Origin of the sequence: Paraburkholderia aspalathi (genome assembly GCF_905220735.1) — a bacterium.
Classification (GTDB): domain Bacteria; phylum Pseudomonadota; class Gammaproteobacteria; order Burkholderiales; family Burkholderiaceae; genus Paraburkholderia; species Paraburkholderia aspalathi.
Window position 1 is genome coordinate 116,184 of record NZ_CAJNBA010000012.1, and the last position, 12,244, is coordinate 128,427.

15 protein-coding genes are annotated in these 12,244 nt (G+C 59.6%); 12 read left to right on the forward strand and 3 right to left on the reverse strand.

Features of this window, described 5'->3' with window-relative positions; genetic code table 11:
* Window positions 1-66 precede the first annotated feature (66 nt).
* On the forward strand, window positions 67-633 hold the full coding sequence (locus tag KHO30_RS36350; RefSeq protein ID WP_211703818.1) for a vWA domain-containing protein: 567 nt from the start codon (window positions 67-69) through the stop codon (window positions 631-633).
* A 47-nt stretch (window positions 634-680) separates the two neighbouring features.
* On the opposite strand, the gene KHO30_RS36355 is transcribed toward KHO30_RS36350, so the two are convergent.
* Complete coding sequence (locus KHO30_RS36355) at window positions 681-1,616, reverse strand: flagellar brake protein (protein ID WP_211703799.1); 936 nt, start codon at window positions 1,614-1,616, stop codon at window positions 681-683.
* Window positions 1,617-1,895: 279 nt separating this feature from the next.
* Here KHO30_RS36355 and KHO30_RS36360 point away from each other — a divergent pair, with 279 nt between their 5' ends.
* The 9 genes from KHO30_RS36360 to KHO30_RS36400 all read left to right on the forward strand — a co-directional run bounded on the left by KHO30_RS36360 (window position 1,896) and on the right by KHO30_RS36400 (window position 8,091).
* Window positions 1,896-3,200, forward strand: coding sequence for a site-specific integrase (locus tag KHO30_RS36360; RefSeq protein ID WP_211703800.1), 1,305 nt, complete (start codon window positions 1,896-1,898; stop codon window positions 3,198-3,200).
* A gap of 366 nt (window positions 3,201-3,566) precedes the next feature.
* The gene (locus KHO30_RS36365; RefSeq protein ID WP_211703801.1) at window positions 3,567-3,974 is read left to right on the forward strand and encodes a hypothetical protein; all 408 of its coding nucleotides are present in this window, start codon (window positions 3,567-3,569) and stop codon (window positions 3,972-3,974) included.
* Window positions 3,975-4,252: 278 nt separating this feature from the next.
* Window positions 4,253-5,407 (forward strand): AAA family ATPase, encoded by a 1,155-nt coding sequence (locus tag KHO30_RS36370; protein ID WP_211703802.1) that lies wholly within the window; start codon window positions 4,253-4,255, stop codon window positions 5,405-5,407.
* Window positions 5,408-5,593: 186 nt separating this feature from the next.
* Complete coding sequence (locus KHO30_RS36375; RefSeq protein ID WP_211703803.1) at window positions 5,594-5,896, forward strand: hypothetical protein; 303 nt, start codon at window positions 5,594-5,596, stop codon at window positions 5,894-5,896.
* A gap of 11 nt (window positions 5,897-5,907) precedes the next feature.
* Window positions 5,908-6,171, forward strand: coding sequence for a hypothetical protein (locus tag KHO30_RS36380; RefSeq protein WP_211703804.1), 264 nt, complete (start codon window positions 5,908-5,910; stop codon window positions 6,169-6,171).
* An 87-nt stretch (window positions 6,172-6,258) separates the two neighbouring features.
* A complete protein-coding gene (locus KHO30_RS36385; protein ID WP_211703805.1) occupies window positions 6,259-7,269 on the forward strand; it encodes a phage major capsid protein in 1,011 nt (336 codons plus the stop codon).
* 8 nt (window positions 7,270-7,277) lie between these two features.
* Window positions 7,278-7,604: a hypothetical protein gene (locus KHO30_RS36390; protein WP_211703806.1), complete on the forward strand. Its 327-nt coding sequence runs from the start codon at window positions 7,278-7,280 to the stop codon at window positions 7,602-7,604.
* Window positions 7,601-7,882, forward strand: a complete 282-nt coding sequence (locus KHO30_RS36395) for a hypothetical protein (RefSeq protein ID WP_211703807.1) — start codon at window positions 7,601-7,603, stop codon at window positions 7,880-7,882. The genes KHO30_RS36390 and KHO30_RS36395 overlap by 4 nt, the downstream gene beginning before the upstream one ends.
* Entirely contained in the window at window positions 7,879-8,091 is a 213-nt protein-coding gene (locus KHO30_RS36400) for a hypothetical protein (protein ID WP_211703808.1), read from the forward strand. Before KHO30_RS36395 ends, KHO30_RS36400 begins: the two co-directional genes overlap by 4 nt.
* Window positions 8,092-8,541: 450 nt before the next feature.
* On the opposite strand, the gene KHO30_RS36405 is transcribed toward KHO30_RS36400, so the two are convergent.
* On the reverse strand, window positions 8,542-9,540 hold the full coding sequence (locus KHO30_RS36405) for a DUF4238 domain-containing protein (protein WP_211703809.1): 999 nt from the start codon (window positions 9,538-9,540) through the stop codon (window positions 8,542-8,544).
* Between the two features lie 658 nt (window positions 9,541-10,198).
* Between KHO30_RS36405 and KHO30_RS36410 the strand changes: the two genes are divergently transcribed.
* Entirely contained in the window at window positions 10,199-11,209 is a 1,011-nt protein-coding gene (locus KHO30_RS36410) for a DUF2515 family protein (RefSeq protein ID WP_211703810.1), read from the forward strand.
* An 83-nt stretch (window positions 11,210-11,292) separates the two neighbouring features.
* Window positions 11,293-11,835: a flagellar biosynthesis sigma factor gene (locus tag KHO30_RS36415; protein WP_244864224.1), complete on the forward strand. Its 543-nt coding sequence runs from the start codon at window positions 11,293-11,295 to the stop codon at window positions 11,833-11,835.
* A 112-nt stretch (window positions 11,836-11,947) separates the two neighbouring features.
* On the opposite strand, the gene KHO30_RS36420 is transcribed toward KHO30_RS36415, so the two are convergent.
* The coding region (locus tag KHO30_RS36420) for a hypothetical protein (protein WP_211703812.1) at window positions 11,948-12,244 on the reverse strand (297 nt) is incomplete at its 5' end.

Below are 12,244 nucleotides of genomic sequence, written 5' to 3' on the forward strand. Positions count from 1 at the left end.
TTTCGATGGTGGCAAGGTGCCGGCGCAGGTCCGCGTAGCCGCTTACAGGGCGCGCCGGGCAAGCGCATTGCTTGGCTGCCGACGTTCGTCGCAAAGCGTCAGGACACGTTGCGCGCCGAGCATCTGCGTTTCGCGCGAGAAGCGCCGCAGGGTGGCGTGCTGCATTGCTTCGTGCTCGATTGCTCCGGTTCCATGCTTGGCGGGCAACGCCTCGCGCTCGCCAAGGGTCTGTTGATCGCGCTGTTCGATCGCGCAAGCGCCGCTCGCGCCGAGGCGGCGCTGGTGTGTTTTGGCGGGGCTGGCGCCGATCTGCGTTTCGGTCCGGCCGTGCCGCGCTGGTGGAATGAACGGTGGCTAAGGCCGGTGGGCGGGGGCGGTGGGACGCCGCTAGCGTCCGGTGTGTGTCAGGCTGCGCAGGTGCTGGAGCGCAGCGCCCGACGCAAGCCCGCGCAGCAGCGCTGGCTGTGGATCCTGACTGACGGTCGCAGTGGCGATCAGCCGGTGCGGCCGCGCCATGCGGACGAGGTGGTATTCGTCGACTTCGAGCGAACGGCGATACGGCTGGGCCGTTGCCAGACGCTTGCCGATGCATGGGGCGCGGCCCTGTTTACGCCAGACGAACTGATCGCCTGAGTCTGAGCGTCACGGGCGACGTGCTGCTGCACGTCTTTTTCGTGCGCTTATTTCAAACCGTTGGACCAGTACTGCACATCGTCCTGGCGGTCGAATACGAAGACTTTCATCGCCATCTGCTGAGCGGCGTCGAGTTGATCGAGCTCGAGCCCGTGGGTTGAAGGCTCGCCCGGCGCACTGCCTTTCTGCACGTTGCGGATGACTGCTGCGGTTTCGATCTCCGTTTGCATCTCCGCCGATTTGAGGCTGAAGGCGATGCGCAGTCGTTCGCCGACTGCACCCAGCGTCCATGAAGCGGCCAGCGACATGCCGAGTGCGCTGATGCTTTTGGCGAGGCCCAGACCGTCATATGAATCCCCGGTTTCGCCGATGCCGAAGCGCACCGGGAGGTGCGCGTGGACGCGGATCGACTTGCGTTCGCGCAGGCGGCGGATCACGCCAGGCTTTGATAGCACCACGTAGTCGAATGGGGCGCGGCACACGGACTCGACCGTGCAGACGAAACGAAACACGGCATGGCTCGCTATGGCGACGATCTCGATGTTTTCACCGAGGCGCAGCGGGAGGATGCGGCCGTCTTGCAGCGGCGGCGTGACGAAGAGCGCATGGTTGGGCGCGAAGCCGATGATGCGGCATGGATGCATCGGGGCGCCGCTGCCGAGTTGGGAGCGCACGCCGACTAATGCACCTATTGTCAGGTGCATGTCTTTTAGTGTGAGGTTGGCGGCTGTGGGTTGATCAGCCTGGGGCTCTGGTTGTGGGGCCTTTTCCAGCAGGTCGCCGCGGTGCGGGTGGAAGTTGGCGAAGAGGAATTGGCGCTCGTCCGTGGTCGCCAGGATGGTGCCGGCGGCGAAGAGGAGTGTGCCGTTGGAGTCTGCGATCGGCCAGTCGAGAGGGGTGCCTACCGGTACGGCTTCCAGAGTCAGTGACGGTGTTGGGGCCGTCGCTTGGGCTTCGGCTTGGGCTTCTGTCTGGTTTTCCATGGTCGGTGGCTAAATATGTGGCGGGATTACTTGTTTACGGCTGTGGTGGCTGGGAGCTTTAGGGGTTGTTTGCTTAGGGCTTGTGGTTTTCCTTGAATTGTTAGTGGTCTATTAGCGTTGCCCCTGTGCGGGTAATTCTGCTTGTTCATAGCGTGCGGTGATGTACTATTTAGCGCATAAATCCTTTATCAATCAACGGGTTAGCGTTTATAGTGCCTCGCCTGATTCACCTGTGTTCACGGCGTGAATTGTCCTGAAATTGTCTAAGGGAAAAACGCAATGGCCAACCACCAGAAATTTAAGCTCGACCGCGCCTTCATGCGCGCGCTCGACCGCACCAACCCACGCGAGTACGCCTGCAATGTCCTGCGAGGCTTCGCCGTGCGCGTCGCGGCGAACGGCACGGTCTCCTACACCTACCGCTATCAGGACGCGACCGGCAAGCCGAAGCGCGTCACGGTCGGCCGCTGGCCGGACATCGACCCGGCAGCAGCGCGCGAGGCAGCGAAGGCGCACGGCGCACTGACTGACCGCAAAGGCGATTCGCTCGCCGTGCGACTGGCGAAGTCCGAGGCGCGCACCACTGCTCAGAAAAAGGTCGGCACGATCACCCTGCGCGCCTTCCTTGCCGATCACTACGACGACTACCTGCGCACGCATGGCCGAACCGGAACGAAAAACAGCGACCTGATCCGCTCGAAGTCAGGCTTCGCGCATCTGCTTGATCGTGACCTGAGCGCCATCACGGCATGGGACGTTGAGAAGTGGCGCAGCGAACGCCTGCGCGCGGGTCGCAAGCCTGCGACCTGCAACCGCTACATCAACGCACTGCGCGGCGCGTTCTCGCGCGCCGTCGAAAGGGACATCATCGAAGCGCACCCGATGAGAAGCGTGAAAAAGCAGCGCGAGCCAGAACCGGACGGCGATCGCTACCTGATGCCAGAAGAAGAACAGCGTCTTCGCGATTCGCTGGATGCCTACGACGAAGCCGTCCGCGATGAACAGCGCAATGTCGCGCGCCGTCTGCGGCGCCGGATCGACATTGGCACGCGCACCTATGGCGACGCCACCAAGCCGGCCGTGCTGCTCGCGCTGAATCTCGCCTGCCGCCGCGGCGAACTGCTCAAGCTCGAATGGCGTCACGTCGATCTTGGCGGCGCGCGCGTGACGTTTCCCGGCATCAACACGAAGAGTGCGAAGTCGCGCGTGCTGGCGCTGAACCGTGAAGCGCTCGAAGTGCTCACCGCATGGCGCGCGCAGTGTCCTGCTGATGCCGTGTTCGTCTTCCCCAATGAAAAGGGTGACGCGCCGCTTTGCGAACTGAAGAACTGGCCGCGCGTGCGCGACGCCGCGAAGATCACGCGCCTGCGCTTCCGCTTCCACGATGCACGGCACCACGCAGCAAGCCGCCTGACGATGGCAGGTGTCGATATCTATTCGGTCTCGAAGGTGCTGGGTCATCGCGACACGCGCATGACGGCGCGATATGCACATCTATCGCCGCAACACATGCGTGATGTGATGGCCGCGCTCGACCAGCCGAATGTGAACGTCGACACCCCCGCAAGTCAAAAATCTGCCTAGGTGCTTTCCCCTACGATAAGCGGCCTCCGCCATGAGGTCCGCTTATATCTCACGCCGCGCGCTGACCACTGAAAAACGCGTCTTTTGGCAGCGCTGGCCGTTACCCCGAAATCTGGCGCGGCTTGATGCGTCTCGCCCTTCGCTCGAAACTTTCCGACAGTCAACGATAAATCTTTTTTTCAATTATTTTTATCTATCTGGACTAGGTCAATCCGAGCTTATATCTATCGCTGCTCGCGCGCCGTTTTCAGTGTCGACGTTATAAATCCTCGTTATCGTGCCGTTTGCTATTGCGCTTCGGAGTGGCTTAAATAGTCACCAGTGCGCGAGGCACGCGCGGGTCAAATCAGAGTACGTGAGGATGAAATGACGCAGACAAATAGCGAATATGTTCAGGAATCCCAACGAGGTGAACGTGACGGCCTGCCGGTGCTTTACACGGTGGTGGAACTGGCGAAGGCGAACCATGTTTCGAAGGGACTGATTTACAAGATTCTGAAGCAGCCGGACGGTCCGGCCTTTATCCGGCTCGGCGACAAGGTGCTGATCGAATCGCGTGAATGGGTCGCGTACCTCGCACGCAAGACGACGACGAACCATTCGCTTCTGCCTGAACCGGCAACCGTGAAGCAGCCGGAAGCAGACGCATCGAAGGATGTGCTGCACTCCCAGACCGCGCGAAAGGAGGCGCGTGCGGTGGCCGATGCACCGCGTCCGCGCCGTGGCCAACGCGTGAACAGGACGGCCTCCGCCGACGAAACCGAACCGGCATGAAGGGGACGCGCGATGACTGGCGAAAAAAAAACCGCCGAGGAGGTCAGCGGGTGCGGAGATGCATCTGACCTTGCGGAAGGTCGCCGACAGCATAGGCTACCCACGCCGACCCCGCAAGCTATCCGAGAACGCTTCGAACGGCTGATCGCGAAGGAACTGGCGCGCTGCGAGGCGTTGATGTCGCCTGAGCAGTGGCGCGAACATCGTGCATGGGTTGAGGAAAACGCGCGGGGTTGCCTGCTCGAAGCGATGCGCACTCGCGCAGCGCGAGGTGCGCTATGAGCGAGCCGACGAAGGCGGAACTCGATGCGGCGCGCACGTTATTCAACAGGCGGCACAAGTCAGCAGAGCCTGATTATGCCGACGATCTGGCCGCTGCGAACGACGCTGCGAACGACGCTGCGAACGACGCTGCGAACGACGCTGCGCGAGAGTTTACCGCTGAGCGCGCAAAGTCCAACGGCCACGGTCACAAGAGGCAGTCGAACAGCACCGAGCATATCGAAATCTGGACCCCGCAACCCGTTGAGATCGAGCACCTGATGAGAGAGCCACCGCCGCGACCTGCGTTCGTAATCGACGGACTGCTTCCGCCTGGTCTGGTGTTCCTCGCCGGCCGTCCCAAGCAGGGGAAAAGCCTGCTTGCACTCGGCATGGCGCTCGGCATCGCAACCGGCCTGACGTTCTGGGGCCGCGAGGTGCGCAAGGGTCGTGTGTTGTATCTCGATCTCGAATCGAGTGGCTGGCGGGTGTATGAGCGCGTGACAAAGACAGGCATCGACGTGCCGACCGGCCTGACCTTCTTTTTTGAATGGCATCGCGGCAACCGACAGGCGCTGATTGACCTGCTTGACGAGCGGCCTGACGTGCGCCTTATTGTGATCGACATCTGGCGAAAATTCTCGTTGCCGTTGCCGCGCAGCCTGGACCCATACGAACATGAACAGAACGAACTGGCGTGGCTCTCGAAGCTCGGCGCCGACCGGGGAATAACCGTGCTGTGTGTCGGCCACACGGTCAAGAATCCATCGTCCGATAACGATGTGTTCGCTGGTGTCGGCGGCTCGTCGGCGATCACCGGCAATAGCGATGCAGTGATGCTGCTGCGCCGCGAAGGCGAGAGTGAACGCGTGCTGTACACACAAGGCCGCGACCTTGGCGAAGCGTCCTACCGGCTACGACTCGATGACCGGCTCTGTTTTCACTGCCTTGGCGATGCGTCGCTTCACGCATCGGAAGCAGAACTGCGCTACCTGGTCGCGATTGCCGACGGGTGCCGGATGCCTTCTGAACTTGCCAGCCGGTTCGGTATCAGCCGTCAGGCCGTGCACCAGATGATTAACCGCCTTCGTGATTCCGGCTATCTCGCCCTCCCGGGTGGTATCCCGAGCCTCACACCGATTGCACGGCAGATGGTCGAAGCCTCTTTATAAGAGAGAGGTTTACTTCCTTTACATACTTCTTTTGCTTTCTCTACTTTATCTGCTTGTTTTGATTTACTGGCTTGACGGTACTTACGGCTTTGTATGTTTCATCAAGTGTCAACCTGTTTAACCTAGGAAAGCGACGAATTCGGCATCACCGTTTGACCACGCAGTTAAAACCTTGCGGAGAACACCATGAGCGAAAACGGTCATCAGATCAACGCTGTCGAGCGCCTGTTCGCGGCGGACGACCATCTGGCCGCCGCCGTTGAAGAACTGCTACCTGCACCGACGCGCGAGCGGCTGCGCGAGCTTCAGGCAAAGGGGCATCAGGTCGTCACCGTGATCTTTGGTCATCACGTGATTGTCCGCGCAGTTCTCGAAGGCTTCGCCTTGACGGAGATGTTTTTCACCGCAGACGGCGAACGCGGCGCGCGGGTTCATGGTTTTTCTGAAGACGCCGATCGGGAGGTACCGCCTGCCGACGCTGGCGCGTGACGGCGGCGCACGTGCCTACGTTCGATGATCGCGTCGAGACCTGCGAACAGGTGCTGCTCGACTGGTGCGAGGCAAACGGCGTGCGCATTCTCCCCGATATCGCAGTGTGCGAAAACAAGGCGGGTAAGCTCTGCGGCCATAACGGCAACTGGCTCGTCCAACGTATCCGCGAAGGCAGGAGCGTGCCGCGCTATCGCACGACCGGAACGCGACGCTTCTATCGGATTCGCGATATTGCGATCTGGCTGGAACTCGGCTATCCGGACGCGTTTTGATGTATTTCAACAATTCGATGCTGGTGCCGCGCATCGCGTTGCGGGAGGCTTCATGCATACCCCAGCGACGATACGAGAGAGGCGAACATGCTCACGCTTGAAACACGGAACACGCTGGCAGCGGTGGCGCGCGCGCTGGCAGTGAGCAAAGGCGACATGAGCGCAGCGCGCATGTTTCTGGCCGCACAGTTCGGCACGCATAACCCTGCTGGTGAATATCTGGCGCGTGCGATCACCGACACCGACGCATTGAACGTCAATGACGAGCGGCTTGCCGGACTCGGTGCGTATCTCGCGGCGCAGGTATCGCGTCTGTCCGTGATCGGAAAGCTGTCTGCGCTCGCCCCGCTTTACCGGGTTCCGGCCGATGCGCCGGTTCTCGCGCAGACGCTCGAAGCAGAGGCGCACTGGACACAGCAAGCCGCGCCGATCAGGACCAGCGCGCAGGCGTTCAGACCGTTTCGTCTTCAGGTTCTGAAAACCGCTGCACTGCTGCTATACACGCTCGAATTCCTGCGCCTGCTGCACCCGAACGTTGATGCTGCGATCATGCGCGATGCCGCCAATGCGCTCGCCAGATCCGTCGATGCAGCATTCTGCGATCCATTGAACGAAGGCACTCCGGGTATCGAACCCGCATCGCCATTTGCAGGCAACGCCATTGCAGGAACCGGCGACATTGGCCGCGATCTGACCGCGCTGCTCGATGGCTTTCCGGACGATTACGCGGCCGGTCTGGTGCTGATCATCAATCCGCTCGATGTGCCTGCGCTGATTACCCTCGGCTACGGACGTGACGCCACACTGACGGCGCGCGATGGTGGCTGGTTCGGCGGCTTCATGACCATTACATCGGCAGGCATCGCACGAGGCTCGATTGCCGCGATTGCACCCGGCGCGCTCGGCTATACCGAGACCGGCGCGTTTCTCGAATGGTCACAACACAGCACGATTGAAGTGACGGACGACGAAGGCGGCTCGCAGATCGTCTCGACATGGCAGCAGAACCTTTCCGCGCTGCGCGCCATTCTGTACGCGAACTGGCAAACGCTGGTGCCGGAGACCGCGCGGCTCGTCACGAACGCCATTCAAGCCTGAGGCACGCCATGCGACTGTTCAGACGGTTCCTGCACCACGCTGACATCGGCGGCGATGATGACGGCGACCACTACGGCAATGCACCTGCGAAGCGCGCTGAAGTCGATGCACTCGCGCGCCGGATGCAGGAAGCCTTCGATGAGGCGTTGCGGGAGATCAACGAGTGGCACGCGGCGCGCGGTGAGGCTGCTGTCACTGAGGATGAAGCCGACCTGCTGCGTCACCTGTTCGCCGATCTGATGGTCACGTCAACCGCCGACCTGGCCGGGACCGCTTTCGACATTGACGACCTGATGAAGCTGCCACGCGGCGAGACAGGAGAACCGCAGCCATGAAACCGACACCGGCCACCCTCTGCCGCCTGGACGATCCCGAGCGCGTGCTGAGCAAGCTGGTCGATGTCGATCCACGGATCCAGTTGACCGAGGCCGAACAGCGCAGCGCTGCCGTTCATAAGGTCGCATGGCTGATCGATCGAATCACGGCAAAGCGTGACGCGCAGGTCACGGCAGTCGCACTGCTCGAAACGGACGGACAGCGGCGCGTGCTGATCGAACTCAGCGGCGGCTATGCGCTGGTCATCCCTGAGACGACGCGGAAGCCTGCGCCATGAAAGCGCCGATCAGGATTGATGCAGCGCTCGCGGCGAAGATCGACTACGACGCCGCCGCAAACCTCGTTGGCGCGTCGCTCGCGGATGCACTGCTGCGCCTGCTTCATGAAATGGTCGCGGCGCAACGCGAGGCCGTGAACATCGCCGTCGTGGCCGGTCGCCTGCTCGCTGCGACACCCGGCACGGCTTGGACGGTCGTGAGCGACTAGAGCGAATGCTGCGAGGCGTGCGGCGCAGTGAAATATCCGCACGTAAATGACGAATGGAGTTGAAAGGCCGTGCGGCTCGCGAGGTGCTGCACGGCTCTTTTTTTGCCTGCCGCGTGTCGCCGCGCCTAGAATCGTTGCACGTGCAACCTGTCGGAGCCTGCGTCATGGATACCGGTCGTGAGGTGCTGAAGCGTGCTGTCGAGGATATAACGTCAGGTCGCGCGCATTGGGTGGCACGACCGCCTGAGCGACACGCCGCCGTGCTGCCTGTCGCTGCTCCTACACCTGAAGCGCGCCGCGAACATGATCGGCTGCGCAAGCGCCAGCAACGCGCACGTCGTCAGGGGAAGCCGCTATGAGCGGCGCACCGCTGGTCGCATGGATTACACGCGGCGTGCGTGCGCAGGTCGAAGCCATCGCACAACGCGAGTTGGTGCTCTACTTGGGGAGTCAGGCCAAGGCTGGGCCACGAGAAGCCTTCTGATAGCGCCGACCGACGTACTTTTGGAAAGGGAGGATGGCTTCCTCCGTATCACCGATGATGTGCGTCATGGCTTGAGCCGCCTGCTTCGAATTAAGTTCTACGACGGTGGCCTCATCAATCTGATTCTTGCCCTGCTTAAAGCGGTCGGAATCACAAATGATGTAAGCGACTCTCGGCGAGATCGGATAGTAGAAGTCGGCATGCTCAGGCGCGGAAAATTCTGTTTCCGACACACACGAGTGAACGTTGACGACAGGCTGATCGGACGTGATGAAAGGCACTGAGGTGTCATTTATCAGCAACGCATGTCTCGCCTCATTCCGACCTGCGTATAGGCTCCATCCGAGGTTCATCCCGTACATGTAGCTCAAAAACCACCATGCGTGTGACGTAGCGTCGGCGACTTCGATCTCAAGGGTACTGCGCCGAGTTAGTACTTGGAGCGAATTATCGCGAAAAGTCTTAGTGCGGCAGAATTGTTGACCGACGAAGATCATAAACTCAACCATGCGCTGTTTATCCTCTAGCACATCGAGGTTTTCATCGGCTAGTGCGGCCAACACCGGTACTGCCGTTTTTTCGTGGCTGGAGTGGAGATTTTCGATCAGGTTGCACTTCGCGGCATTGAGATGGACTTCGACTTCCCGATCTTGAATCGCAGATTGGCGATAGGTCTCTTCAGCTTGTTGGATTTCTAGGAAATCGCGAAGGTACGACATGTGCCGCTGGTGGAGATGTTCGGGGCTTTTTCGAGAGAAGCCTTTAATCACTTCGACATGCCAATTCGTAAGCGCGGAGATCTTATAGAAGTAATCGTCGACAACAATACCCCGCACGCTGTCATGTGCAATTTTTCCAGCCTTGGTGGTATAGAAGACGTCTCTCGTGCCGCGCCCCCATCGGACAAGATAGTTCGCCCAGACGTGATGATGTCGCTTCTTGACTTCAAGGTATTTAGGCGACATGCTCGTCGATTCCTTGGGGCGTGGGTGGTAGCTGGTGACGATTAGTATCAAGCCTGCATTTTTACCAGTTATACCGGCAGAGCTTACCATTCGTGCGCGACGCTTAGGCCGAAAACTATCCCGTGAGGTCACGATAAACCGACACCCTGTGGAGTCTCACAAGTGTTCGAATGTCGGCAGCGACGAATGCCTCATCCTTTACGATTCGCGGCTGCATGAGCGAGCATTGCTTTCTTACGAGGGCCCAGTCGCCATGCCGAACCTCAATGCCGATGCGTTTCCCAATGCTCCGGCACCCTGACGACTGCACCTAGGTTCGCGGTCAGCATACCTTGCCGCTGGCCTGCGATGCGCTCACGCAGGCTCAAATTGACCCCCGATGCGTAACATGCGCCGATGCAAATAACTGTGCTGCGGGGTTTCCAGCCGAAAGCATTTTTTTCGATTCCATCCCCCTACTGGAAGGGTAGCCACTGAACGCGATATTCACGCCGCATAGATTCGTATCCCAAAAACATGAGCCGCCTGCGATCTGCTAGATTCACCGCGCTGAAAATGGCTGCATCAATATTCGATGCGGCCAACCTTATACGTGGGACTGTGCCGCAAACGAACGTTGCGGCATGTGATGAAAAGCCAATAACAACGAGCAGATTTCATGCAGAAGTGCGACAACCCGAGGTGTCCAGTCTGTTACCCGAACTGGAAAGAGGAAGAGGCCGCAGCAAAGAAACGCGCCGAAGACGACAAGCAGGACTGTATCGACTGCTGGCGCTTCTATCAGAAGAAGGCCGAGGCCATCGTAGCCGTTGACGATCCGATCGCACGCAACCGGCGTATCAATGCGGCCTACGCACAATTGTGGCTGGACGATCACCGCTTCCAGTGGGCGGGACTCGCTGCGTTTGCATCCAAGCAGGTCGGCTGCGGCCTGCTTAATGCCGCAGAGTTAATCAGCACGTCGAACCGGCAACGCAACGCCTATCAGCAATGGGACAGAGCCGCTTCGCCGCTTGAGCGCCTGTCTCCTTACGCATCGCCGCGCATGCCTGTAGCTGACCAGGCAAACGGCGAGGGCGCAACGAAGGTTTATCAGATGCTTGCAAAGGGCAACACGTCGCTGTTTCTGGACGTTTGGCCGCTGCACATGTTCTATAAGCAGTTTGGCTTGCAACGGTTCAAGCGGTGTTTGTCAGAACGGCAGCAGTTGCGTGGCTCGGTCGTATGGCCGATTGGTGCAGCCGTTCCTTTCGGCGAGGTGCAGCCCCGAGTCGTACGTGCGTTTGAGGCCATTGAAGCAGGGGATACGGCTGGAGGTGTCAAAATGTTGGCCGAGCATGAACAGCTCAATGTCCTACAGCGAGCGATGTACGACGATCCCTCCTTTGCCCTGCTGATGCGCGCTAACCAGTTCGCGTGGGCGCTGAATATTCCAACTGGCTCAGCACGCGAGATTCAGCTTGCACTCGCGAATCAGTGTACGGTGTCAGGGGCGAACGCACAAAAAAGTGAACTATTCAGTAAGCAGCCTCTCGCGAATCTGGCCGATCCCAATCAGCGCATGGCGTTCGTGATGCGCGCCGCACAGCGTTTCGATGACCTGTTACGCGATCCGCTTCAGAAATACGACGTTGAAAATTCCCTTTTTCTCATCGCGCATTCAAGGTAAGCATGCTATCTCGAAACATCAGGTGGCCAGGATATCTCATTTGCGCGGTAGTTGGCTGCGCTGCCGTATGGGGAGTGGTCGCAATGGCAAGGTCCACTGATGAAGTCGCACTGACCCTTGGCGAACCCTATGAGCAGGTGCGCGAGCAATCCCACTCGACCCTGCCTGCTGCCGACCCAAGTATGTTTTGGGGAGGATTTGTAACTCGCCCAGCTAGGTTGCGTTTCACAGCGCTCGGACATGGCTTCGTCACGCCATCCGCGAAATTCCTGTATGTCGGGGTGGACAAGCGTGGAAAGGTTGAATCGGTTACCCTTTCGCCGCAAGTCGAAACGCTACCGCTTGATGAATCAATGGCGATCCTCACGGACCTACAGAACCAATTCAGACAGGGTGGATGGAAACCGTTTCAGTCCTCGACCAATCGTCCCATCGAAAACACTCAGGCGATGCGTGATGCAATTCGAGCGTGCAACGCACCAACGACGCGATGGCAGGCCGACGACAAATATGAGGTTTCGCTCAATATCCGATGCTTTCGGACTGACGACCGACCAAACGACGAGCGCTACCTGATTACCCTCGATCTTGGTTCTCCGGTATTTGAAGATCATCCCGACGACTGATGCAGCATTCGAAACGCGGTCCTGATGCATCGGCGGTGGTGGCAATGGACCGCCGCAACCGCTGCGGCCTGAATCGCTGAGCGTGGCGGCGCTGGCAGTGTGCCGGACCTGCTCAGATAAAGGCACCGAAGTCGCAGGCCGTCTGAGGGCCGTTATCAGGGCCGCGCGAAAAACGCGCGAAGATTGTCCGCCGATTGTCCTGAACGCAAATAGAAAGGTTCTGTTTGCATCCGTCCATATCGAGCAAAACCTTTGCTGATAAGGCTTTGCGTGGCCAGCAATCATTTTTCGTAGATTTCCCTGTGCGGGGCGGCACTGTAGTGGTCAAGCAATCCTGGACACCGGCAAAGGGTATTTTTAAAAAGTCGAAGCTTCGTACCGCGTCGGCGGCATCCTGTCTGTTGCCGAA